The sequence below is a fragment of the Asanoa sp. NPDC050611 genome (assembly GCF_040654855.1).
Classification (GTDB): Bacteria; Actinomycetota; Actinomycetes; order Mycobacteriales; family Micromonosporaceae; genus Asanoa.
Genome location: NZ_JBFAIU010000093.1, coordinates 1 through 23,249, shown reverse-complemented (window position 1 = coordinate 23,249; position 23,249 = coordinate 1). Strand labels below are relative to the sequence as shown.

At 72.5% G+C, this 23,249-nt stretch carries 20 protein-coding genes and 1 pseudogene; 6 read left to right on the top strand and 15 right to left on the bottom strand.

All coding sequences use genetic code 11. The features are described 5' to 3' along the window. Positions 1–341, top strand: a pseudogene (locus tag AB0H87_RS16880) (hypothetical protein); the annotation flags it as partial. A 169-nt stretch (positions 342–510) separates the two neighbouring features. Here AB0H87_RS16880 and AB0H87_RS16875 read toward each other — a convergent pair. Together AB0H87_RS16875 and AB0H87_RS16870 are read right to left on the bottom strand one after the other, a co-directional pair. Then, a complete protein-coding gene (locus AB0H87_RS16875) occupies positions 511–1,395 on the bottom strand; it encodes a diacylglycerol kinase family protein (protein ID WP_360145563.1) in 885 nt (294 codons plus the stop codon). Between the two features lie 10 nt (positions 1,396–1,405). Continuing rightward, positions 1,406–3,298, bottom strand: a complete 1,893-nt coding sequence (locus AB0H87_RS16870) for a glycosyltransferase (protein ID WP_360145560.1) — start codon at positions 3,296–3,298, stop codon at positions 1,406–1,408. Between the two features lie 54 nt (positions 3,299–3,352). Here AB0H87_RS16870 and AB0H87_RS16865 point away from each other — a divergent pair, with 54 nt between their 5' ends. Further along, on the top strand, positions 3,353–4,966 hold the full coding sequence (locus tag AB0H87_RS16865) for a glycosyltransferase (RefSeq protein ID WP_360145557.1): 1,614 nt from the start codon (positions 3,353–3,355) through the stop codon (positions 4,964–4,966). 29 nt (positions 4,967–4,995) lie between these two features. On the opposite strand, the gene AB0H87_RS16860 is transcribed toward AB0H87_RS16865, so the two are convergent. The 6 genes from AB0H87_RS16860 to AB0H87_RS16835 all read right to left on the bottom strand — a co-directional run bounded on the left by AB0H87_RS16860 (position 4,996) and on the right by AB0H87_RS16835 (position 13,735). Then, entirely contained in the window at positions 4,996–6,747 is a 1,752-nt protein-coding gene (locus tag AB0H87_RS16860; protein WP_360145554.1) for a glycosyltransferase, read from the bottom strand. A gap of 2 nt (positions 6,748–6,749) precedes the next feature. Continuing rightward, positions 6,750–8,942: a CDP-glycerol glycerophosphotransferase family protein gene (locus AB0H87_RS16855; RefSeq protein ID WP_360145551.1), complete on the bottom strand. Its 2,193-nt coding sequence runs from the start codon at positions 8,940–8,942 to the stop codon at positions 6,750–6,752. After that, positions 8,909–10,702 (bottom strand): CDP-alcohol phosphatidyltransferase family protein, encoded by a 1,794-nt coding sequence (locus tag AB0H87_RS16850; RefSeq protein ID WP_360145548.1) that lies wholly within the window; start codon positions 10,700–10,702, stop codon positions 8,909–8,911. Before AB0H87_RS16850 ends, AB0H87_RS16855 begins: the two co-directional genes overlap by 34 nt. Beyond that, positions 10,699–11,445, bottom strand: coding sequence for an ABC transporter ATP-binding protein (locus AB0H87_RS16845; RefSeq protein ID WP_360145545.1), 747 nt, complete (start codon positions 11,443–11,445; stop codon positions 10,699–10,701). The genes AB0H87_RS16850 and AB0H87_RS16845 overlap by 4 nt, the downstream gene beginning before the upstream one ends. Further along, positions 11,445–12,263 carry an ABC transporter permease gene (locus tag AB0H87_RS16840; protein ID WP_360145542.1) on the bottom strand — a complete coding sequence of 273 codons (819 nt, stop codon included), beginning with the start codon at positions 12,261–12,263 and terminating at the stop codon, positions 11,445–11,447. The genes AB0H87_RS16845 and AB0H87_RS16840 overlap by 1 nt, the downstream gene beginning before the upstream one ends. A 104-nt stretch (positions 12,264–12,367) precedes the next feature. Next, positions 12,368–13,735, bottom strand: a complete 1,368-nt coding sequence (locus AB0H87_RS16835; RefSeq protein ID WP_360145539.1) for an L-serine ammonia-lyase — start codon at positions 13,733–13,735, stop codon at positions 12,368–12,370. Between the two features lie 163 nt (positions 13,736–13,898). On the opposite strand from AB0H87_RS16835, the gene AB0H87_RS16830 reads away from it, so the two are divergent. Next, positions 13,899–14,096, top strand: coding sequence for a PspC domain-containing protein (locus AB0H87_RS16830; RefSeq protein WP_360145536.1), 198 nt, complete (start codon positions 13,899–13,901; stop codon positions 14,094–14,096). A gap of 46 nt (positions 14,097–14,142) precedes the next feature. On the opposite strand, the gene AB0H87_RS16825 is transcribed toward AB0H87_RS16830, so the two are convergent. The 7 genes from AB0H87_RS16825 to pdxH form a co-directional block, all read right to left on the bottom strand. After that, the gene (locus AB0H87_RS16825) at positions 14,143–14,883 is read right to left on the bottom strand and encodes a DUF4230 domain-containing protein (RefSeq protein WP_360145533.1); all 741 of its coding nucleotides are present in this window, start codon (positions 14,881–14,883) and stop codon (positions 14,143–14,145) included. A gap of 51 nt (positions 14,884–14,934) precedes the next feature. Next, a complete protein-coding gene (locus tag AB0H87_RS16820) occupies positions 14,935–16,095 on the bottom strand; it encodes an acyl-CoA dehydrogenase family protein (RefSeq protein WP_360145530.1) in 1,161 nt (386 codons plus the stop codon). Between the two features lie 10 nt (positions 16,096–16,105). Further along, a complete protein-coding gene (locus AB0H87_RS16815) occupies positions 16,106–16,405 on the bottom strand; it encodes a type II toxin-antitoxin system VapB family antitoxin (RefSeq protein ID WP_360145527.1) in 300 nt (99 codons plus the stop codon). An 82-nt stretch (positions 16,406–16,487) separates the two neighbouring features. Then, positions 16,488–17,096, bottom strand: a complete 609-nt coding sequence (locus AB0H87_RS16810; protein ID WP_360145525.1) for a nitroreductase family protein — start codon at positions 17,094–17,096, stop codon at positions 16,488–16,490. Between the two features lie 47 nt (positions 17,097–17,143). Next, entirely contained in the window at positions 17,144–18,073 is a 930-nt protein-coding gene (locus AB0H87_RS16805; RefSeq protein ID WP_360145523.1) for an aldose 1-epimerase family protein, read from the bottom strand. Further along, on the bottom strand, positions 18,070–19,365 hold the full coding sequence (locus tag AB0H87_RS16800) for an MFS transporter (RefSeq protein ID WP_360145521.1): 1,296 nt from the start codon (positions 19,363–19,365) through the stop codon (positions 18,070–18,072). Before AB0H87_RS16800 ends, AB0H87_RS16805 begins: the two co-directional genes overlap by 4 nt. After that, complete coding sequence (pdxH, locus tag AB0H87_RS16795; protein ID WP_360145566.1) at positions 19,362–19,991, bottom strand: pyridoxamine 5'-phosphate oxidase; 630 nt, start codon at positions 19,989–19,991, stop codon at positions 19,362–19,364. Before pdxH ends, AB0H87_RS16800 begins: the two co-directional genes overlap by 4 nt. A 201-nt stretch (positions 19,992–20,192) precedes the next feature. Here pdxH and AB0H87_RS16790 point away from each other — a divergent pair, with 201 nt between their 5' ends. The 3 genes from AB0H87_RS16790 to sepH form a co-directional block, all read left to right on the top strand. Continuing rightward, positions 20,193–21,299: a citrate synthase 2 gene (locus AB0H87_RS16790; RefSeq protein ID WP_360145518.1), complete on the top strand. Its 1,107-nt coding sequence runs from the start codon at positions 20,193–20,195 to the stop codon at positions 21,297–21,299. A 113-nt stretch (positions 21,300–21,412) separates the two neighbouring features. After that, positions 21,413–22,540, top strand: a complete 1,128-nt coding sequence (gene serC / locus AB0H87_RS16785) for a phosphoserine transaminase (RefSeq protein WP_360145515.1) — start codon at positions 21,413–21,415, stop codon at positions 22,538–22,540. 126 nt (positions 22,541–22,666) lie between these two features. Next, a partial coding sequence (gene sepH, locus AB0H87_RS16780; protein WP_360145512.1) for a septation protein SepH occupies positions 22,667–23,249 on the top strand: 583 nt, incomplete at its 3' end.

Below are 23,249 nucleotides of genomic sequence, written 5' to 3'. Positions count from 1 at the left end.
AGCTGGTCGAGACGGTCACCCGGCAGATGGGCGCGTACGACATCTCGGGCGCGTGCCTGACCGTGCGGACGTTCCTGGACGCGCTGACCAACTGGCGCTCGCCGCTGCGCCGGCACCGGGACTGGCTCGCGGCGGCCCGCACGGGTCTCGCCGACCCGCAACTCGCCGCGGCCGCCCTCGCCTGCTTCACGGTCGCCCTGGACGCCCTCCACCGCCGCGGCGTGGGCGCCCGGGTCCAGCAGGCGGTGGCCGCGTTCATCGAGCGGTACGTGGCCCGCGGCGCCTGCCCGGCCGACGACCCGGTGCCACCGGCCACCTTCACGGAGCCCGCCCTAGGCTGACCCCGCAAGGGGTGGCTCGTGGGTCAGGGTGGTGCTCCGGCGAGGTCCAGGCGGCGGCCGGGCGTGCGCGGAGGTCGGTCGGATACCGGTGTTGTATCCGGCTGGGCTCCGCGTGCGGCCGGCCGCCGTCTGGGCCCGGCGGAGTGCCACCATGGCCCACGAGCCACCCCTACGGTAGACAGAGCGTGATCGCGCCCGGGACGGCGCGGGCCTTGAGCTTGCCCGCGGTGCCCCGGGCGCCGCCGTCGAGCTCGTAGGTGAGCGGCTCGGCCAGCTGCACCCGGATCTTGCGGCCGGCGGTCATCTTGACGAACGGGGAGCCGGCGGACCGGCCGGTGGCCATCCGGCCCAGCGTGCGCGCCCACTCGAGCGCGCCCTCGGCCGTGGCCACGCCGACCTCGAGCCGGCCGTCGTGCGGGCTCGCGTCGTCGAACGCGCGGATGCCGCCGGTGATCGTGCCGACGTTGCCGAGCAGCACGCAGCTCGCCGCGCCCGCGTACCACTCCTCGCCGTCGACGGTCACCCGCATCGGCACGGCGCCGTCGCGGACGTGCCGCACGCCGGTCCAGGCGTAGGCCACCCGGCCGAGCCGGTCCTTGAGCCCCCGGTCGGCGTCCCGGATCAGCTCGCCGTCGAACCCCGCGCCGGCCATCACCGCGAAGTGCTCGCCGTTGACGCGGCCGAGGTCCACCGCCCGGCGCCGCCCGTGCAGCCCGATCTCCACCGCCTCGGCCAGGTCCTCCGGGATGCCGAGGTTGGCGGCCAGCAGGTTGGCGGTGCCGGCCGGCAGGATGGCCAGCGGCACGTCCTTGGCGCCCGCGTGGGCCAGCGCGTCGACGGTGCGCTGCACCATGCCGTCACCGCCCCAGACGAAGATCAGCTCGGCGCCGGCGTCCAGCGCCTTGCGTACCCGCTTGGGCGCCTTGCGGCTCTTCGGCACCTCGTACCAGATCGGTTCGATGATGCCGGCGTCCGCGAGCACCCGCCGCAGCTCCGGCAGACCGCCGCCGAGACTCTTCTTCCGATGCGCGACCACCGCGACCTTGTCACCCATGCCGACCGGTTTACCCAGGCGGCGACGTCGGTACGCCCGTGGCCAGCGTGCCGAACTCGGCGTGCCGCAGCACGCCCGGCCACTGTGGCCCGTTGTTGCGCAGGAAGTACTCGATCCCCGTGTCCCAGGTGTGCCCGCCGGCCCGGCGGTGGTAGATGTAGCCCAGCGGGTGGGTCCGGTAGATCAGCCCGCCGGACCGGCTGACCCGCTCGATCAGGCCGCGGTCGATCGACCGGGGCACCGGCCGCCACCCGCCGATCTCCTCGAGGTCGCCCCGGCTGATCAGCATCGTCCCGCCCGCCACCACCGATGCGTAGTTCTCCGCCGCGCCCTCGCGCCGGACGGTGATGCCCAAGGCGTGCAGGTGCACGAAGTCGGCGGCCTTGCCGACCAGCGTCGCGCCCGAGACCAGCCGGGCGAGCACCAGGTCCCAGACGTGCTCCGGGCCGTAACTGTCGTCGTCGTCGAACTTGGTGATCAGGCTGCCCCGGGCCCGGGTGGTGGCGCGGCCGATCGCCTCGCCGAAGCCGAGGCGCTCCTCGGGCCCGATCGTCACCAGCTCGATGGGCCGGGAGCAGCGGGCCAGCCGGCCGAGCAGCTCCGCCGACGGGTGCGCGCCGTGCAGGCACAGCACGATCTCCAGGTCGGGGTAGGTCTGCCGCTCGATGGCCTCGACCGTCTCGGCCACGTGCTCGGGCCGGCGGGTCACCAGCAGCACGCTGACCGGTGGCGGGGCGGCCAGGGCCGGGAACGTCTCCCCGGCCAGCCTGGGCAGCGCGAAGGCCGTGGCGTGCCGGCGCAGCGCCGCGCGCCGCTGGCGCACCGCCCGGACCTCCCACTCCAGGTCGTCCGCGGCCGCGGGCGGCAGGTCGCCGACCACGAGCGCGCGCAGCTCGTCCGCGAGCAGCGCGGCGACCGGCGGCCGCAGGTCGGGCGCGTGCACGAGGACGCCGGCGGCGGCCAGCCGGACGAGCACGGCGGCCTCCCGCGCGGGATAGACGCACGGCACCCGGCCGCACCGCACGACGCCGATCTCCGCGAGCGCGGCCACGTCGGACGCGGGCAGCCGGTGGTCGTCCATCCGGCCGCGCACCAACGGCCCGGCGGGCCCGTTGATCCACCAGCTGTCCTCCGTCATGACCAGCTCGCCGCGGGCCACGCGCCGCCCGAACGGGCCGTAGCGGCCGATGCAGGCCGAGTGCTCGACGTCGACCAGCACCGCCCCACTGGCGCCGACGGCGCCGGCCCGCAGCACGCCGCCGTAGAGCCGCTCCGGGGGCGGGTCGTCCGCACCCGCCGGCGGCAGGGCGGCGCCGTCGGCGCTCAGCACCAGGTCGTGCGGCCGGATGTCCGCGTCGGTCGGCAGCTCGCCGGTGACCACCGCGACGTTCGCGGTCGCGCCGACCCACGGCGGCGCGACCTCCTGTGCGGTGATGTCGGCGCTGACGGCCCGGGGCAGCGGGCGGACCGAGCTGAACACCGGCAGCACCGCCATGATCAGCTTGCGGAGCGGGGCCGGCCGGCGCAGCTCCAGGGCGACCGTGGCCCGGCCGTGGTCGGCGGCGGGCAGGTCGATGCGGTGCGAGAGCAGGTGCGGGATCGGTCCGAGCCGGCCCGACCAGGTCTGCCGCGGGTTGTCCCAGCGGTCGACGAATACCGTCAACTTGCGCACCATCGTGGCGCCCGCCGGGTGGTCGAGCAGCCCGCGGAGGTCGGCCAGCGTGGCGGCGCCGACGCACATCGAGGTGACCAGGGTGCCGGCGCGCAGCGGTCCGGCCGGGCTGCGCGGCGACTCGATGACGCTGCACGGCGCGCCGATCATCCGGACGGGCCAGCCGCGGCGGACCCGCGCGGCCCGCGGGCCCGCGAAGATCCGCCAGCGGTGTATCCGAGCGGCAGCCACGCAACTTAACGTACGTCCAGTCCGTGGCGATTTCTGCTGGTTACACTCACCACCGTGCCGACTCCACCCGACACACCCGTCCGGATCTTCCGGAACGACTGGAGCGTGCTGCAGCCGCCGGAGATCGGCGGCTGGACGCCGACGCGTACGGTCTCGGTCGTCATCCCGGCCCACAACTGCCAGGAGTCGCTGAACCTGACGCTGGCCTCGCTGGCCCGGCAGACGTACCCGGCCGACCTGCTCGAAGTCGTGATCGCCGACGACAACAGCGAGCCGCCGATCGAGCTGCCCAAGATCCGCCCCGAGAACTGCCGCATCGTCCGGGTCGGCGACCACTCCGCCGGCTGGGGCCGGGCCAACGCGCTGCACGTCGGCGCCACGAACAGCACCGGCGAGATCATCCACTGGCTCGACGCAGACATGGTCGTCTTCCCCGAACACGTCGAAGCACAGGCCCGCTGGCACCACGTCAGCGACGAGGTCGTGACGCTCGGCTTCAAGCGCTTCGTGACCGGCTGGTCCACACCGGAGGAGGTCGCCGAGCGCTGCGCGGCCCGCACGATCGACACGCTGTTCGCGCTGGACGACACCGAGCCGCACGACTACATCGAGAAGATCATCAGCGACACCGACCAGCTGCGGGCCGGCGACCACCTCAACTTCCGCGCCCACGTCGGCGCGACCGCCGCGCTCACCCGCCGGCTCTACGAGGAGACCGGCGGGCTCGACACCGACCTGCGGCTCGGCGAGGACACCGAGTTCGGCTACCGGCTGACCCAGGCCGGCGCGGCCTTCGTGCCGGAGCCGAAGGCGGGCAGCTGGCACATGGGACCCTCGAACATGATGCGGCGGGGCGAGGAGCTGCGCCGCTACAACTGGCCGTTCCTGGCCGACCTGATGCCGCATCCGCGCTGGCTGCGCTCGGTCGGCAACCGCGGCTGGCAGGTGCCGCTGGTGACCGCCGTGGTCGCGGCGGAGGGCAGCTTCGAGCTGATCAAGACCTGCGTCGACCTTTTGCTGATGAGCGACCTGACCGACCTGCGGGTGCTGCTCGTGGCGGACTGGGCGGCACTGTCGGACGGGCGGATGGCGGTGCTCCAGGACCCGAACCTCGACCTCCGGCTGGTCGAGGCGACCTACCGGCACGAGCCCCGGGTCGCCCTCGTCTCGACCGCGCCGGCCGACGCCTTTCCGTCGCCCTACCTGGTCCGCGTGCCCGTCACCGCCGGCGTCGACGCCAACACCGTGCGGCGGCTGGTCAACGTGGCCGACCGGTGGCAGGTCGGCCTGGTGCGGGTGCTCTCGCCCAAGGCCAGCTCGCCGGAACACACGGTGGCCCTGTGGCGCACCTCGGCGCTGCGCCGGGCCGCCCGGGTGAAGCACCCCGACGAGTCCTGGGAGAAGGCCGTGCTGTCCGTGGCCGGCGAGCGCTGGGTCAGCGCCCGCGACTTCGCCCTCGTCAACCTCGGCGAGTGGCCGGAGGACCAACTCGTGTCGCCGAAGCCGCGGCTGGTGGGCCGGCCGACCCTGGGCAACAAGGTCAGCTTCGTCGGCGTCGACACGATCCCCGTCGGCGGCGCCCGCTCCCTCGCGCTGGCGACCCGGTTCGTGGCCCGCCGCGCGGTCACGGCTGTGGGCCGCAAGCTACGCACGCGGCGCGCGGACTGAGCCACGGCGGCGGCCCCGTGCCGCGCGGACTAGGCCACGGCGGTCAGCCGCAACACACCACGCTCGTCGGTGTCCACCACGAACGGGCCGGCCGGGGCCGGTGTCCAGCGCAGCCGGGCGAGCAGCGGCGCGCTCGTGCCGTCAGGCCCCCGCAGCGCCGTGCGCCAGGTGTCCGGCGGCTCACCCGGCACCGCCGGCGTGCCGATCCCGGCCACCAGATCGACCATCGGCACCCGGGCGATCCACTTCGGACCGGCGATGACGAGCGGAAAGGTCATCGACGGTACGCCCGGCGCCCGCTCGAACCGGATCTCGGTGCCCGGCGGCAGCTCCCCGAACCCGTCGACGTAGAGGTCGCCGACATCCTCACCCGCCTCGGCCGCGAACACCGTCGGACGCTCGACGACGACCCGCAGCACCCCGCCCCGCACCACGGGCGCGACCAGCGTGTCCCGGTCGACCCACCGGCACGGCAGCGCGACGGGATCGGTCACCGGCAGCGGCCCCTTGGGCGGCGCCGCGTTGACCGTCCATTCGCCGGGCACCCAGCCCTCCCGGCCGCGCAGCCGGGACACGCGCAGCGTGCCCGCCCCGCCGACGGCCGGCACCACCACCGCCCGGTTCGCCGGTGCGGCCTCGCGCAGCCAGAGCAGGGCCAGCGGGGCGGCGGCGACGCCCAGCCGGAGCCGGTTTCCGGACCAGCTCACCGCCGCGGCCCGGACCTTCGACGGCGCAGGGTCCCGCCAGGCGTCCATCCCCGGCTTTGCTCTGCAGCCATATACGCATCGCTGGTCAGCGGCGGTGATGCGGATATGGGTGCAGAGCAAAGCGGGGCGCGAGGCGACCAGGCCGACCAGCGAGTCCAGGTCGCCGTCCCGCGCGAGGCGCCACGCCGTGGCCAGCCGGCTCGGCAGCCGGGTCAGCACCGCGGCGTCCACATCGGCCAGGAACGCGCTGGCGAGCTTGCGGAACCGGGCCCGATAGGCGTCGTCGACGTCGGGCAGCACCTCGAGCACGAGCCGCAGGTCGCTCTGCAGCGCGGTCTCGGCGTACCAGGTCGCGAGCTCACCGTCCAACGCGGACAGCGCGCGGTTCACGGCGGCGAAGCGATCTTCGAGGTTGCGCGGCTCGGCCATCCGCTGGCTGATCGACGGGTCACCCGCCGGCCGCTGCCGCCAGTAGTAGACCGGCACGTGGAGCACGTCCACCGCGCGCGCCCGCCCGTACGCCGGGATGGTCACCGGAATGTCCTCGTAGCGCACGCCCTCCGGGAACCGCGTGTCGCCCCAGAACGATCGACGCCACACCTTGTTGCAGGCGAGCCGGTCGTAGAGCAGGTAGCGGTGCTCGCGCGGGTCGGCCGCCAGCCGGGTGACCCGGTGCGTGCCCCGGTGCAGCGGCGAGGGCGCCAGCTCGCCGTCGGTGAGCAACGCGACGTTGCCGCTCGCGAAGTCCGACCCGGTCTGTTCCAGGGCGTTGACCAACACCTCGAAGGCGTACGCCGGCAGCACGTCATCGGCATCGACGAAGGCGAGGTAGTCCCCCGTGGCCAGCGCCGCACCGGCGTTGCGGGCGGCGCCGAGCCCCCGGTTGGCCTGCCGCACCAGCCGGAACCGCGGGTCCCGCGCGGGCCAGGCCGCCGCCAGCTCCCCGCTGCCGTCCGTCGAGCCGTCGTCGACCAGCACCACGTCGAGGTCGCGGTAGGTCTGCCGGGCCAGCGACCCGAGGCAGCTGTCCAGGTATGGAGCGACGTTGTGCACCGGAACGACGACGGTCAGCATGATCAGGCCCGGAACACCGTCGTGACGACCCGCTCGGCGGACCGGCCGTCCTCCAGCGCCGTGAACCGGTGCCGGAACTCCGTGCGGGCCTTGGTCGCCGCGTCGCTCTCGAACGCGCCGGTGCGCAGCGTGTCGACCAGGTCGTCGAGGGTCAGCGCGACCGCGCCCGGCGGCTCGGCGACGATGTCGAAGTAGACGCCCCGGATCATCCGGTACGCCTCCCAGTCCGGCGCGTAGATGATGATCGGCCGGTCGAGGACCGCGTAGTCGAACATCACCGACGAGTAGTCCGTGACCAGCACGTCCGCGGCGAGGTAAAGGTCCTCGACGGACGGGTGCGCGGAGACGTCGCGGACGCCCGGCAGGTCGACCGGGTCCGGCGCGGTGCCGGCCCGGTCGCGGAAGTAGTGGCTGCGCATCAGCAGAACCGCGTCCGGCCCGGCCGCCGCGCGGACCCGCTCCGGGTCGAACGGCGGGTGGTAGCCCGGCAGGTGCTCCCGGTGGGTCGCGGCGTAGAGCACGACCCGCTGCCCGGGCTCGATGCCCAGCTCCGCGCGCACCCGGGCCACCTCGTCGGCGGTCGCCCGGGCCAGCCGGTCGTTGCGCGGGTAGCCGGTCTCCAGTGTGCGATAGCGGCACGGGTACGCCCGCTCCCACATCTGGGTCGTGAAGGCGTTCGCGGTGACGCTGTAGTCCCAGCGGTCCGCCCGGCGGAGTTGCCCCGCGAAGTCGGCATCCTGCACGCCGCCCGGGTACTGCTGCTGGTCGATGCCCATCACCTTGAGGGGCGTGCCGTGGTGGGTCATCACGTGCGTGCTGCCCAGCCGTTTGACCACGTAGTTGGGCCAGTTCACGTTGTTGACGAGGTACGTCGCCTGGGCCAGGGCCCGGAAGTACGGCCGGGTGCCGGCGACCACGTAGGGCACGCCGGCCGGGAGCGTGTGTACCTTGTCGCGGCGGACCACCCAGACACCGCGTATGCCCGGCGCCAGGTCCTTGGCCGTCTCGTAGATTGCCGCCGGGTTGCAGGCGTAGCCGCGGTACCAGTAGGCGGCATACAGGGCCAGCGTCGGATCGAGCGGCCGGCGCAGCTCGGCGTGGTAGTACGCCCGCAGCACCGCGGCCCGGCCGAGCCTGGCCACCCGCTTGCCGCGCCGGCCGGCGCGCACCGCGACCTCGCCGGTCGCCCGGGCGTCCCGCGCGCGCCGGAAGCCGAACCGCAGCGCCTGGAACGTGCGGTGCCGCCCGCCGGCAACGAGGCGGTGCTTGACGCCCTCCATGCCGCCCGGCACCGGGTAGCCGCCATGTGGCAGGTAGCGGTGGTAGTGCACGGTCATCTCGGCGAAGAACCGGGCGCGCAGCTCGTCGGGCAGCCGGTCCTCGTTGCCGCGTACGACGAGGAAGTGCCAGATCATCCGGCGGAACAGCAGCTTGCGCAGCAGCGCGGCGCCGGGCCGGCCGTCGTCGAACGTGTCGAAGACCTCGGACCAGTTGGTGAAGATCGCGAAGTGCCCTTCGCAGACGGTACGGGTGGCCGCCCCGATCCGCCGCTGCCGGTAGTGCACGCCGATCCGGTCGAGGAGGGTGATCCGGTCGGCCGCCATCAGCACGCGGTAGGTGAACGGGATGTCCTCGTACCAGCCGGCCCGGAACTGGAAGCCGGTGGCGAGCAGCAGCGACCGTCGGACGATCTTGTTCCACGGGGTGTGCAGGATCTCGATCGCGCGCGGCCACTCGTGCAGGGCGAACACCTCGGGCGTGGCGGCGAACCGGTTCAGCGAAGGATCGACGCGGCCGTCCCAGTGCGCCCGCATGTGGTCGACGATCACGACGTCGGGGTCGAGGTGGGCGATCCGGGCGGCGACCGCGGCCACGATGCCGTCGGCGAGCCAGTCGTCGCTGTCGACGAACCAGACGTAGTCGCCGGTGGCGAGTTCCAGGCCGCGGTTGCGGGCCGGGCCCTGGCCGCCGTTGCGCTCCAGCGTCAGCACGGTGACCCGCGGGTCCCGGGCGGCGTACTCGGCGAGGATCTCGGCGCTGCCGTCCGTCGAGCGGTCGTCGACCGCGATCACTTCGATCGGCACCGACCGGTCCGCGAGCACGGAGTCCAGGCACTGCCGCAGGTACGACCGGACGTTGTAGACCGGAACGATGAAGCTGATCAGACGGCTGCCGTCTCCGCCCGGTTGCGCCACCAGATCACACTGCCCAACACAAAAGTAGACAACAGGTAGAAACCGATCGTAACGGTCGTTCCTGTCGCCTGGCCGAAGGCAGAGCCGAGCGCCATCACCAGCACCCGTGCGTCCCAGCCGAGTCCCCACCGGTGCAACCAGCCGCCGGCCTCGCGTTTCTCCAGGCGAGCGGTGAGGTCGTAGTGCCAGAGCGCGAGCGCGAAGAGCAACACGAACGTGCACCAGAACGGCACGTCGTAGGCCACGCCGATCGCGATCACGAAGAGGTACTCGGCGGCCCGCAGCGCGGCGGGCACGAGGAAGTGCAGGGGTCGGGAGTGCGCCGCGCCGGCCGGCAGGGCGGCCACGAGCAGCGCGACGGCGGCGCTCAGGGTCACCGTGCGCAGTTCGCCACCATCGAGTCCGGCGTACGCGGCCGCGAGGAAGAGCGCGCCGACCACCACCGCGGCGCCGGCGCCGGCCAGCGGCCCGCCGACCCCGAACCGGCTCAGCTGCCGGCCCAGGGGGCCGTCGTCCCGCTGCTCGGTCGCGACGACGCCGGCGAACGCGGACACCCGCATGCCACGGGCCCGCAGGGTACGCAGCGCGAGCGTGTAGGCGAACGCGACCACGATGCCGGCGAGCACGCCGATCAGCGCAACCCGCGGGCCAAACACGGCGCCGAGCAGCGCCATCGCCGCCCACCGCTCGCCGATCGGGAACGCGGCGGTGCGCTTGAGCCAGTAGCCCACGGAGCCCGTGTCGGCGCGCACCCGGGCGGAGACAGCGCCGAGCCGGCCGGCGACACCGCCGCCCGCCTCCGGCCTCGCGGGCGCCCGGGCGGCGACGTCGTGCAGGGTCCCGTACCAGGTGTCGGTCATGTGCCGGACGGTCTGCAGCGCGATCGCGGCGATGGCGAGCTTCCAGGCGCCGGCCCCGCCCGCACCGACGGCCAGGCCGGCGTAGACGAGGTATTCCTTGGCCCGGTCGGCCACCGTGTCCAGCCAGCCACCGAACACGCTGAACGTGCGGGTGTAGCGGGCGAGCTGGCCGTCGACGCAGTCCAGCACGAAGCCCAGGTAGAGCAGGACGCCGGCGAGCAGCCAGGCCGGCCGGGAGCCGCCGTAGCCGAACAGCCCCGCCGCGGCGGCCACGACCACCACGGAGATCGCCGTGACGCCGGTGGGCGTCAGACGCAGGCGGGCCGCCGCCTTCGTCACGTACGGCGACCAGGTGCTGACGAAATAGGTCGTGAAGAAGTCGTCCTGCTCCTTCACCGCGAGGCGCAGCTCGGCCCGCTCGGAGTCGACCTCGGCCACGGCGGCGAGCGCGGCGGGGATCTCCGCCGGGAAGGCGACCCGGCGCGCCACCAGCAGGCGCACCCGGTGCGCGCTGACCGTGGCGCCGTTGGCCAGCAGGTCGGCCACCAGCTTGCCGAACGGGTCGGCGAGCAGCGGAAGGTCGGCGACGCCGACCCGGACGAGCCCGCCGGCCACCCCCGTCGGGCTGTCGCCGGGCACGAGCTGGCCGCGTTCCTGGTGGACCGGCTCGCCCGGGCCGTCGGGCAGCACCAGCGCGACCGTGCCCGGGCCCGGCACGGTGGCCACGTGGCGGATCACCGCGTCGTGGGCGACCAGGTCGCCGGCGCAGATCAGCACCGGCTCGGCCAGGCCGACCGGGAGCTCGTCGTAGATCTCGCGGGCACCGGCCGCGCGGAGCTGGGCGGCGAGCCGATCCCGCAGGGCCGGGTCGGGCCCCGGCAACAGGACCGCCACCGTCATGCGCGCACCACCCCGTTGTAGGCGTCGAGGGCGTCCTGAACCGTACCGTCCGTGACCAACTTGCCCTGCTCGAAGTAGAGACCGCGGTTGCAGAACCGGGTCAGGTCGTTCTCGTTGTGCGACACCAGCACCAGCGTGCGGCCGTCCGCGAGCAGGCGTTCGATGGTCACGTAGCACTTCTTGCGGAACTCGGCGTCGCCGACGGCCATCACCTCGTCGACCAGCAGGATCGGGTGCGACAGCCGGGCGATCACGGAGAAGCCGAGCCGCACCTTCATGCCCGACGAGTAGTGCCGGACCGGGGTGTCGATCGCCTTGCTCACCTGCTCACCGGCGAAGTCGACGATCTCGTCGAAGTGCTTCTTGAGGAAGCTGCTGGACAGGCCGTGCAGCGACCCGACCAGGTGCACGTTCTCGCGGCCGGTCAGCTCGTTGGAGAAGCCCGCGGAGAGCTCGAGCAGCGGCGCCACCTTGCCGCGCACGATGATCTTGCCCTCGTCCGGGATAAGCACACCGGCGATCAACCGCAGCAGCGTGCTCTTGCCCGTGCCGTTGCGGCCGACGATGCCGAGCGCGTCGCCCGGGCGCACCGCGAAGCTGACGTCGCGCAGCGGCCAGAACTCGCCCGCGTTGGGCTGGCGGCCGCCGCGGTGGATGAACAGCTCGCGAAGCCGGAGCTGCCGCCGGCGGTTGCGGACGAACTTCACGCCGAGCCCCTGAGCCTCGATCATCGGCGTCGCCATCACAGCTCCTTGAGGACGGCGGGTTCGAGGCGGCGGAACACGAACCAGCCGCCGAGCAGCAGGACCACGCTGGCCACGACCGTGACGGCCAGCAGGGTCGCGCTCGGGAACATCTGGGGGTACCACACGGCGTGGTAGAGCTCCATGATGCCGACCAGCGGATTCAGCTCGTACGTGTCCTTGATCCAGCCAGGCATGTCGGCGGCCCGCACCAGCGCCAGCGGATAGATGATCGGCGTCGCGTAGAACAGCACCCGCAGGCCGAGGCGCATCAGCCGCTCGACGTCGCGGAGCAGCACGTTGAGTGACGAGAGCAGCAGCGCGAGCCCGGTCAGGAAGACCGTCTGCAGCACCACCGCGAGCGGCAGCGCGAGCAGTTGCCAGTCGAAGTGCAGCTCGCCGAAGACGACGGCGAGGATGATCAGGATCGGCAGGCCGGCGAGGAACTCGGCGAACCGGCCGAGCACCCGGCCGATCGGGAACACCTGCCGGGCCACCTTCATCGTCGTGATCAGCCGGGCCTGGCCGGTGAGCGCGCTGGTCGCCTCGCCCATCGCCGCGTTGGCCCAGGACCAGGCGAAGATGCCGGTGATCAGGAACAACGGGTACGAGTCGGACGCGGGACCCAGGTGGCGGTCCGCACCCGTGCCGTACAGGACACCGAAGACGAACCAGTAGATCGCGGCGACGCCCAGCGGCTCGATCAATGACCAGAGGTAACCGAGGAACGACTGCTGGTATTTGACCGCGAGGTCCCGGCGGATCAGCAGACCGAGGGCGTTGCGGTTTTCCCACAACGTCACCACGCTCGATGTCACAGCCGCCTCCGCCCGCGTGTGCAACCCGACGGGCACGGCCAGCCGTCGACGCGCCATAGGTTAGCAGTCAGTAAACCCTGGCTAGCGGTAAAGCGGCCGGGCGGTCAGCACTCGATGACGTTGACCGCGAGCCCGCCGCGGGCGGTCTCCTTGTACTTGATCTTCATGTCGGCGCCGGTCTCCCGCATGGTCTTGATGACCTTGTCCAGCGAGACGTGGTGCACCCCGTCGCCGCGCAGCGCGAGCCGGGCCGCGGTGATCGCCTTGATGCTCGCCACCGCGTTGCGCTCGATGCACGGGATCTGCACGAGGCCGCCGACCGGGTCGCAGGTCAGGCCCAGGTTGTGCTCCATGCCGATCTCCGCGGCGTTCTCCACCTGCTCGGGCGTGCCGCCGAGCGCTTCGGCCAGCCCGGCGGCCGCCATCGAGCAGGCCGACCCGACCTCGCCCTGGCAGCCGACCTCGGCGCCGGAGATCGAGGCGTTCTCCTTGAACAGCACGCCGATCGCCGCCGCGGCGAGCAGGAAACGGACGACGCCGTCCGCGTTCGCCTCCGGCACGAACCGGGTGTAGTAGTGCAGGACGGCCGGGATGATGCCGGCGGCGCCGTTGGTCGGCGCGGTCACCACGCGCCCGCCGGCGGCGTTCTCCTCGTTGACGGCCAGCGCGAACAGGGTCACCCAGTCCATCACCCGCAGCGGATCGCCGGCCAGCTCGGAGCGGAGCTTGCGGTGCAGCTCGGCCGCCCGCCGGCGGACCTTGAGCCCGCCCGGCAGCGTCCCGTCGCGTTCGCAACCGCGCTCGACGCATTCCCGCATGACCCGCCAGATGTCCAGCAGCCCGGCGCGGACCTCCGCCTCGGAACGCCAGGCCAGCTCGTTGGCCAGCATGACGTCGGAGATCGAACCCCCGGCTTCGGCGGTACGCGCGAGCAGCTCGGCCCCGGTGCTGAACGGATAGCGGACCGGGGTGGTGTCCGGCTTGATCCGGTCGGCGCCGGCCGCCTCCTCGTCGACCACGAACCCGCCGCCGACCGAGTAGTAGGTGCGCTCGCGCAGCAGCTCGCCGGCGGCGTCGAAGGCCGCGAAGGTCATGCCGTTCGGGTGGTAGGGCAGCGAGCGACGGCGGTGCAGGACCACGTCCTCGGCCGGGTCGAAGTCGATCTCGTGGCGGCCGAGCAGGGCCAGTCGCCGGCTCTCCGTGGTGCGGGTGACCAGCTTCGGCACCTCGTCGGTGTCGACCTCCTCGGGCGTCTCGCCGGCCAGCCCGAGCACGACGGCCCGGTCGCTGCCGTGCCCGTGGCCGGTGGCGCCGAGCGAGCCGAACAGCTCCGCCCGGACCCGGGCCGTGCCGGCCAGCACCGCGTCGTCGGCCAGCCCGGCCACGAACGTGCGGGCCGCCCGCATGGGGCCGACCGTGTGCGAGCTCGACGGTCCGATACCGACCGTGAAGAGGTCGAAGGCGCTGATCACCGGCGTGCTCCATTCTTCTGCCGCCGCGCGCGAGCATACGCGCGCAATCGGGGTACTCCCTACGGGAAGCGGAAGCCCGAAATCCATCTGCGGACCGAGGGCGGGCTTGATGTCCGTTTCTACCGTTGGTATCAGGACCGAATGAAGGGAAAGGGACTTACAGATGAGACTCGTCCGCCCCCGCGACGACCGTTGGATCGCCGGCGTGTGCAGCGGGCTGGCCCGCCGCTTCGGGATGCGACCGAACACGATGCGCCTGATTTTCGTGCTGTCCTGCCTGCTGCCAGGGCCCCAGGTGCTCATCTACCTGGCCCTCTGGATCCTGATGCCGGACGAGGGCCGCTACCACGCCCACGCCTGACCCTCCCCACGTACGGGCCCCTCAGCGCGCAGGGGCCCGTGCGGCTTTACGGCGTGGTGTAGGTGATGGTGACCGTCTCGTAGCCGAGCGACTTGAGCATGCCTTCGAGCATCGACTTGGTGTTGGCCCGGGCCCGGTCCTGCAGGCCACTGTCGACCGCCGCCGCCTTGATCTTGTCCTCGGCGAGCTGGTAGACCTCCTGCTGCTGGTTCGGGTCGCGCTTGATGAGGTCACCGAGCCGGTTGGCCAGCCCACGCTCCTCGGCGAAGATATAGCTGTCCTGGGTGTTGAGGTTGACCTCGCCCAGTTGCGGCGCCGGGAGCTTGACCTCGACGGACTTGCCGTCGGCCGATTCCACGATCGCGCCCTCGCCGATCTTGCCGAAGTCGACGTACGCCTCGACCGAGCCGACCCCGACGAACAGGGTGCGCTCGTTGAGCAGGAACTCGGGGATGTTGTCGCGGCTGGTCTGCTTGTCGACGATGACCTGGAAGTTGCCTTCGGCCGCGACGTAGCGGCTCAGGTCCTGGATCGACTTGAGCAGCGGCGGCTGGCTGCGGTCGGTGGTCTCCTGGGCGAACGGGTTGCGCCAGCTCGGCAGCAGGTCGGCGGCCTTGAGCGCGAAGCCGCCGGCGACCAGCACGACGACGATCGCGGCCAGCCAGATCAGGCCGCGCCACCGCGGCCGGCGCTCCGCCTGGTCGGTCCAGGCCGGCTCGTCAGGTTGCCGGTCGTCGGTCTTGGTGTTGACCTCGGGGTACTCGCGGGTGGGCTCCGTATTGGTCATTTGTCCACCTCACCGTCCTTCTGCGAACAGTTTCCCCGATGCGCGCCACCCCTAAACGAAGGCCGACAGCCCCGTCAGCTTCTGGCCGATCACGAGCTGGTGCACCTCGCTCGTGCCCTCGTACGTGAGCACGCTCTCCAGGTTGTTCGCGTGCCGCATCACCGGATATTCGGCGCTGATCCCGTTGGCACCGAGGATCGTGCGGCACTGCCTGGCGATCGCGATCGCCTCGCGCACGTTGTTGAGCTTGCCGACGCTGACCTGCTCCGGGCGCAGCCGGCCACGGTCGGCCAGCGTGCCGAGGTGGCGCGCCAGCAGGTAGCCCTTCTGCAGCTCCAGCGCCATGTCGGCGAGCTTGGCCTGGGTGAGCTGGAACCCGGCGATCGGGCGGCCGAACTGCTCGCGGCTCGTGGCGTAGTCGATCGCGGTCGTCAGGCAGTCCCGGGCGGCGCCGAGCGCGCCCCAGATGATGCCGTAGCGCGCCTCGGTCAGGCACGACAGCGGCGCCTTGAGCCCCTCCGCGCCGGGCAGCCGGGCGTCGTCGGGCAGCCGGACGTCGTCGAGCACGATCTCGCCGGTCGACGAGGCCCGCAGTGACATCTTGTGCTTGATCTCGCGGGCCGTCACGCCCGGCGTGTCCATCGGCACCGCGAAGCCGCGGATGCCGTCGTCGGTGCGCGCCCAGACCACCGCGACGTCGGCGACGGGCGCGTTGGTGATCCACATCTTGCCGCCGCTGAGCACCCAGTCGGAGCCGTCGCGGCGGGCCCGGGTGGCCATCCCGGCCGGGTCGGAGCCGTGGTCGGGCTCGGTCAGCCCGAAGCAGCCGATCGCCTCGCCGGCGGCCATCGGCGGCAGCCAGCGCTGGCGCTGCTCCGCGGAGCCGTAGCGGTGGATGGCGAACATGGCCAGCGAACCCTGCACGGAGACCAGCGAGCGGACGCCCGAGTCGCCCGCCTCCAGCTCCAGGCAGGCCAGGCCGTACGCGGTCGCCGTGGCACCGGCGCAGCCGTAACCGGTCAGGTGCATCCCGAGCAGGCCGAGCTTGCCGAACTCGGCGGCGAGCTCCCGGACCGGCACGCGGCCGTCCTCGTACCAGCCGGCGACGTGCGGTCGGACCCGCTCGTCGACCACCTGGCGCACGACCGCGCGCATGTCGCGGTCTTCGGCGGACAGGGTCCCATCGAGGTCGAGCAGCTCCAGCGGGTCCATGCCGCTCACCTTATTCGGTGGGCAGCATCAGCACCCGGGCGTGGATCTGGTTGCGCTGCTGCAGCGCGGCCCGCAGCGCGCGGTGCAGGCCGTCCTCCAGGTAGAGGCCGCCCTGCCACTGCACCACGTGCGGGAACAGGTCGCCGTAGAACGTCGAGTCCTCGGCCAGCAGCTTGTCGAGCGCCAGCTCGCGCTTCGTGGTGATGAGCTGGTCGAGCCGCAGGGGCCGCGGTGGGATCTCCGACCACTGCTTCAGCGTCAAGCCGTGCTCCGGGTAGGGGCGGCCGTCACGCACCGACTTGAAGATCACGCGCCGCTCCTCTCGGCTAGGTGGCTGCCCGCCAGCTGGCTCAGCCTATCGACCCGCGCAACGACGGAGCCCGGGCCTGATCTCACGGTGCGGACCAGCGCCCCCGGTGCACCACCTGATCAACTGAACGCCGGCCCCTTCTCAGTGACGGCGACAGCCGATCGGGTGCCCGGTAACCGACGGTCACGGCACCGATCGGGGTGAACTCCGCCGGCACTTCGAACGCCTTTCGGAACCGGTCCACGCATTGCCCCGGAATTCCGAAAAAACACGCGCCGAGCCCCTCGTCGACGGCCGTCAGCAGCATCAGCAGGGCGGCCATGCCGGTGTCGACGTCCCAGTACGGCACCGGCCAGCGGCCCGGGTCGCGGTCGGTCCAGCCCTTGTCCGGCTCGGCGTAGCGGTCGAGGTAGGCCGACCGGTTGGAGTGCGGCACGACCACGAGTGGCGCCCGGCGCATGCCGTCGAGCCAGCCGCTCGGGCCCCACGCGTCGGGGGTGGTCGCCGCCCAGAACGCGTCGCGGTCGGCCGGCTCGTCGAGCACCAAAAAGCCCCAGCCCTGCGAGAAGCCCGCCGACGGCGCGTGGATCGCGTGGTTCAGCAGCCGGTCGACCACCGCGGCCGGCACCGGCCGGTCAGGGTCGTAGTTGCGGACCATCCGCCGCTTGCGGACGACCTCGCCGAACTCCATCACAAGCCTCCCCGCTGGCTGGTCTCGCAACCTATCGGGCGGCGCGGCTATCCGTCCAGCGAGACCGTCACACCCCAGCTCGCCGACCAGGTGTCGCCGGGTTCGAGCACGATCACGTCGTGGCCCGAGCGGAACGCGTCCGGCGGGCAGGTCTGCGGCTCGACGGCCACGGCCCGGCGGTGCCGGTCGCCGTGCAGCGTGTCGGAGGTGAACACCACCCACCACTTGAATGCCTCGCCGGCCCAGATCCGCACCGTGCGGGCGCCGTCCGACAGGCGCACCGACGAGGTGCCGTCGGGGTCCCGCTCGACGTCGCCGAACGCGTTGTCGAGCACCTGGGCGCCGATCCGCCGCGGCTCGGTGAAGTCGTACTCGCCGCCGGTCACCTTGGCCGCGCCGATCGGCAGGAGGCGGCCGTCGAAGAGCACCCGGCTGCGGGCCGGCACGGTCAGCGTGAGGTCGTCGACCGCGGTGCCGGGCAGCCGGAAGTAGGGGTGCGCGGCCAGCCCGAACGGCGCGGCGCCCACGCCGACGTTGGTCGCCTCGTGGTCGACCCGCAGGCCGTCCGGTCCCAGCGTGTAGCGGGTGCGCAGGGTGACCTGCCAGGGGTAGCCGACCTGCGCGGGCAGCGCGCACTCGATCAGCACCGAAGCCTCCGTGCGCTCGACCAGCTGCCAGCGCTGCCAGGCGACCAGGCCGTGGATCGCGTTGTGCTTGGCCGGCTCGGTGATCGGGAGCTGGTGGGCCTCGCCGCCGAAGGTGTAGCGGCCGTCCCGGATCCGGCTCGGCCACGGCGCCAGCACGTGACCGGAGCTGCCGGGCGGGAGTTCGTCCTCGGCGTACCCGTCGAGGTAGTCCACCCCGCCGGCGCGGTAGGCGCGCAGGCCGCCGCCCACCTCCACGACGACGGCCTCCTGGCCGTCGGCGGCGATCGTCCACTGTGTTCCGGATAGCGGCGGGGCGGTGCGGTTGGTCATGGGCCGGACGATATCGGTTCCGGGGCCGGCGCGGGCCGCGGGTCCGGCTCGGGGTCCGGGCTGCGGTAGCGGGTCAGCGCGGGGAAGACCAGCGCCAGCGCGATCGCGAGGCCGGCGGCGGCGAACCCGCCGCCGCTGAACGCGGCGCCGACGCCCCAGAGCGCGGCCGTGCCGCCCGCCCGCAGGTCGCCCAGCCGCGGCCCGCCGGCGACGACGACCGTCATCACGCCCTGGAGCCGCCCGCGCATCTGGTCAGGGGCGTAGACCAGCAGGATCGAGTGCCGGAAGACCGCGCTGACCAGGTCGGCGGCGCCGGCGAGGGCGAGCACGACGACCATCAGCCACAGGCTGTGCGCGAAGCCGGCCAGGCCCACGAGCGCACCCCAGGCCACGACCGCGGCGACCAGCGCCAGGCCCTGCCGGCGGACCCGGCCGATCCAGCCGCTGGTGAGCCCGCCGAGCACGGAGCCGATCGCGATCGCGCTGAACAGGAAGCCGACCGCCGCACCGCCGCCGAACCGCTCGTCCGCGATCTCGGGGAACAGCGCCCGCGGCATGGCGATCGTCATCGCGATGATGTCGATCGCGAAGGAGAGCAGCAGGACAGGCGCGCCGGCCAGGTAGCGGAACCCCTCGACGACGCTGCGCAGCCCGGCCGTGGTCGCCTGGCCGACCGGCGGGATCGGTGGCAGCCGCAGCGTCGACCAGAGGCCGATGGTGAACAGCAGCGCGTCACACGCGTACGCGATGGGCAGTGCGGTGTGCAGGTCCCAGGTCGCGAGGATCACACCGACCGTGAGCGGCCCGAGCACCACCGCGGCCTCGCCGGTCGTGAAGGACAGCGTGTTGGCCGCCGGCACCAGGTTGCCCGGCACGAGCCGCGGGATGATCGCGCTGCGGGTGGGGTTGGTCACCGCGAACGCGCACGACTGGACCGCGGTGAAGACCAGCAGGAGCCACGGGTTGTCCCACTGGGCCAGCGACTGCACGAGGAAGCCGAGGGTGCCCAGCCACATCACCACTGAGCCGATGATGAGCAGCCGGCGCCGGTCCATCGCGTCGGCCAGCGCGCCACCCCAGAGGCCGAAGATCAGCAGCGGGACGAGGGCCGCGATGCCGAGCAGGCCGACCCAGAACGAGTCCTTGGTCAGGGCGAACATCTCGACCGGCACGGCCACCGCGGTGAACTGGTAGCCGTAGTTGGAGAAGGCGGTGCCGATCCACATCCGGCGGTAACTCGGGGTGGCCAGGGGTCGAAGGTCGATGGCCCATCGCCGGGGGGTCTTACTCACGGTGCAAGGCGTTCGATGATCCACTCTCCTTGGTCGGTCCGACGGTAACGCAGCCGGTCGTGCAGCCGGCCGCTGCGCCCCTGCCAGAACTCGACCGTCTCCGGCACGACCCGCAGCCCACCCCAGTGCGGCGGTGCCGGGATCGCCGACTCGGCCGGGAACCGCCGCTCGGTGGCCGTGTAGCGCTCGTCGAGCGAGGCGCGGTCCGGGATCACCCGGGACTGGGGGCTTGCCCAGGCCGCGATCTGGGACGGCCGCGGCCGCCCGGCGAAGTAGGTCTCCGTCTCCACCCGGTCCACCTCCGCGACGGTGCCCCGGATGGCCACCTGGCGCATCATCGGGAACCACGGGAAGAGCAGGGCGGCGCGCGGGTTGGCGCGCAGCTCGGCGCCCTTGCGGGACTCGTAGTTGGTGTAGAAGACGAAGCCGCGCTCGTCCATGCCTTTCAGCAGCACGGTGCGCGAGCTGGGCCAGCCGGCCGTGTCGGCGGTCGAGAGGACCATCGCGTTGGGCTCCGGGAGCCCGGCGGACACAGCGTCGGCGAACCACCGGTCGAACTGCTGCGGCCAGCTCGGCGCCAGGTCGTCGGCGTCGAGCCCACGGTCAGACGCGTAGTCGCGGCGCATGCCGGCCAAGTCGGGTGTGTCTCCGGTCACGTCCTCATCCTCGTGCACGCGTTAAGCGGTGATATGCGCTGTTGTCGGCTCTCCGGTTTGCCGGCAGTGCTCGCGCGCCGACAGACCCAGCAGGCAAGATGACACGAATACGAAACCTGAGTGGTAGCTAAGGCGCCGAAATGTTGCGGGGCGCATAGGCGGGAGGGCGAAATGTCCGACTTCAAGCCGGGGTTGGAGGGCGTAGTCGCCTTCGAGACCACGATCGCCGAGCCCGACAAGGAAGGCGGCGCCCTGCGCTACCGGGGCGTCGACATCGAGGATCTGATCGGCCAGGTCAGCTTCGGCAACGTCTGGGCACTGCTGGTCGACGGCCGGTTCGGGCCCGGGCTGCCGCCCGCCGAGCCGTTCCCGGTGCCCGTGCACTCCGGCGACATCCGGGTCGACGTGCAGTCGGCCGTGGCCATGCTCGCGCCGTACTGGGGGCTCTCCCAGCTGCTCGACATCAACGACGCCCAGGCCCGCGAGGACCTCGCCCGCGTCTCGGTGACCGCGCTCTCCTTCGTGGCCCAGTCGGCCCGCGGCCTCGGCCTCCCGGCCGTACCCCAGAAAGAGATCGACAAGGCCGCGACGATCGTCGAACGCTTCATGAAGCGCTGGCGGGGCGACCCCGACCCGCGGCACGTGAAGGCCGTCGACGCCTATTTCATCTCGGCCGCCGAGCACGGGATGAACGCCTCCACGTTCACCTGCCGCGTGGTCGCCTCCACCGGCGCCGACGCGGCCGCGTGCATCTCGTCCGGCATCGGCGCCCTCTCCGGCCCCCTGCACGGCGGCGCGCCGTCTCGCGTGCTCGGGATGATCGAGGCCGTCGAGCGCAGCGGCGACGCCGAGGGCTACGTCAAGGGCGTGCTCGACCGCGGCGAGCGGCTGATGGGCTTCGGGCACCGGGTCTACCGGGCCGAGGACCCGCGCGCCCGGGTGCTCCGGCGCACCGCCAAGGAGCTCGGCGCACCCCGCTTCGAGGTGGCCGAGGCGCTGGAGAAGGCCGCCCTCGAGGAGCTGCAGGCCCGCCGGCCCGACCGGGTCCTGGCCACCAACGTCGAGTTCTGGTCGGCCGTCGTGCTGGACTTCGCCGAGGTGCCGCCGCACATGTTCACGTCGATGTTCACCTGTGCCCGCACGGCGGGTTGGAGCGCGCACATCATGGAACAGAAGTCGCTGCAGCGGCTGGTGCGGCCGTCGGCGCATTATGTGGGCCCTGGGACCCGCAAGCCGGCCGACGTGGAGGGCTGGGACCAGATTCCACACGGTGAGTGACGTCACGCACCAGGCTCTGGGACCGTCCGGCCCGCGTACTCGTTGGAATGGAAGTATGAAAGTTCGGCAGCGCCGCCGGCTTCCTTTCCCGAGCGCGACCTAAGGATCGATTCGTGGCTGACGTGACCAGCATCCGGATTCCCGACGAGATCAAGCCCGCTGACGGACGTTTCGGCTGCGGGCCGTCCAAGGTCCGCCCGGAGGCGGTCTCCGCGCTCGGCCAGGTCGCCACGAGTTACCTGGGCACGTCGCACCGGCAGAAGACGGTCCGCGACCAGGTCAAGCGGTTGCGCGAGGGCATCGCGCAGTTCTTCTCGCTGCCTTCGGGCTACGAGGTGATCATTTCCAACGGCGGCACGACCGCGTTCTGGGAGGTCGCCACGTTCGGCCTCATCCAGGACAAGGCGCAGTTCGCCAGCTTCGGCGAGTTCGGCGCCAAGTTCGCCGCCTCCGCCAAGGCCGCGCCGTTCCTCTCGGACCCGACCGTCCGCAAGGCCGACCCGGGCAGCGCGCCGGGCCTGGTCGCCGAGGCCGGCGTCGACGTGTACGGCACACCGCACAACGAGACCTCGACCGGCGTGGCAGTGCCGATCCGCCGCGTGCCCGGCGCCGACCCATCGTCGCTGCTGCTGGTCGACGCGACCTCCGGCGCCGGCGGGCTCGAGGTCGACCTGCGCGAGACCGACGTCTACTACTTCGCGCCGCAGAAGGCGTTCGCCTCCGACGGCGGGCTCTGGATCGCGCTCATGTCGCCGGCCGCCCTCGCCCGGGCCGCCGAGGTCAAGGAGTCGGGCCGCTACATCCCGGCGTTCCTGGACCTGATGACCGCCGTCGAGAACTCGCGGCTGGAGCAGACCTACAACACGCCCGCGCTGGCCACGATCTTCCTGGCCGCCGAGCAGACCGACTGGATGAACGCGCACGGCGGCCTGTCCTGGGCGGCCAAGCGCACGGCGGAGAGCGCCGGCGTCATCTACGGCTGGGCCGAGCGTTCGTCGGTGGCGACGCCGTTCGTCACCGACCCGGGCCTGCGCTCCAACGTGGTCGCCACCATCGACTTCGTCGACGAGGTGGACGCCGGCGCCGTGGCCAAGGCCCTGCGCGCCAACGGGATCGTGGACACCGAGCCGTACCGCAAGCTGGGTCGCAACCAGCTCCGCGTCGCGCTGTTCCCGGCCATCGAGCCCGCCGACGTCGAGGCGCTGACCGCGTCGATCGACTACGTGCTCGAGCGCCTCTAGGCATTTGTTGGCGCGACACCCCGGCGTGCCTAGCGGTGCGCCGGGGTGGTAGTGGGCTACCGTGTCCTTCAGCGTCTCGACTCTGGTCGGGAACGTCGGCCAGCTCAGCGGGACGGAGGCTACGCGATGCGGCCTGTACGCTTCGTCGCCCTCTCCGAGGACGGCCAGGCCATGGTGCTCGCCGACGAGGTGGGCCGCCTCCTGGCGCTCCCGCTCGACGAGCGGATCAACGGTGTGCTGCACGGCGAGACGCCCGCCGCTGCGGTCAGCGGGGCCGGCCACTTCGGCGATCAGGCACCATCGCTGTCACCACGTGACATCCAGGCCCGCATCCGCAGCGGCGAGTCCGCTGAGGACGTCGCCCGGATCGCCGGCGTGCCGGTCGACCGGGTGCTGCGCTACGCGGGCCCGGTGCTGCAGGAGCGGGCGATGCTGGCGCAGCACGCCCGGCGCACCCGCCTGAAGACCTCCGAAAAGGGCGCGCCGCTGGCCGAGGTCGTCGACGCCCGGCTGGCCCAGCACGGCATCGACGCGGAAAAGATCTCCTGGGACGCCTACCGGCGCGACGACGGCACCTGGCGCATCATCGCCACCTGGCCGTCGGGCAAGGCCACCGCGCAGGCGATGTGGGACCTCGACCGCGGCCGCCAGGTGGTCGCGCCCCACGACGACATGGCGCAATACCTGTGCACCGAGCGCCCGCAGCCGC

Bases quoted from the DNA above. Each gene is read 5' to 3' on its own strand.
- AB0H87_RS16875 (WP_360145563.1), bottom strand. From the start codon at position 1,395: ATGGGTGACAAGGTCGCGGTGGTCGCGCATCGGAAGAAGAGTCTCGGC.
- AB0H87_RS16860 (WP_360145554.1), bottom strand. From the start codon at position 6,747: ATGCTGACCGTCGTCGTTCCGGTGCACAACGTCGCTCCATACCTGGAC.
- AB0H87_RS16850 (WP_360145548.1), bottom strand. From the start codon at position 10,702: ATGACGGTGGCGGTCCTGTTGCCGGGGCCCGACCCGGCCCTGCGGGAT.
- AB0H87_RS16845 (WP_360145545.1), bottom strand. From the start codon at position 11,445: ATGGCGACGCCGATGATCGAGGCTCAGGGGCTCGGCGTGAAGTTCGTC.
- AB0H87_RS16830 (WP_360145536.1), top strand. From the start codon at position 13,899: ATGAGACTCGTCCGCCCCCGCGACGACCGTTGGATCGCCGGCGTGTGC.
- AB0H87_RS16825 (WP_360145533.1), bottom strand. From the start codon at position 14,883: ATGACCAATACGGAGCCCACCCGCGAGTACCCCGAGGTCAACACCAAG.
- AB0H87_RS16820 (WP_360145530.1), bottom strand. From the start codon at position 16,095: ATGGACCCGCTGGAGCTGCTCGACCTCGATGGGACCCTGTCCGCCGAA.
- AB0H87_RS16810 (WP_360145525.1), bottom strand. From the start codon at position 17,096: ATGGAGTTCGGCGAGGTCGTCCGCAAGCGGCGGATGGTCCGCAACTAC.
- AB0H87_RS16805 (WP_360145523.1), bottom strand. From the start codon at position 18,073: ATGACCAACCGCACCGCCCCGCCGCTATCCGGAACACAGTGGACGATC.
- pdxH (WP_360145566.1), bottom strand. From the start codon at position 19,991: ATGCGCCGCGACTACGCGTCTGACCGTGGGCTCGACGCCGACGACCTG.
- AB0H87_RS16790 (WP_360145518.1), top strand. From the start codon at position 20,193: ATGTCCGACTTCAAGCCGGGGTTGGAGGGCGTAGTCGCCTTCGAGACC.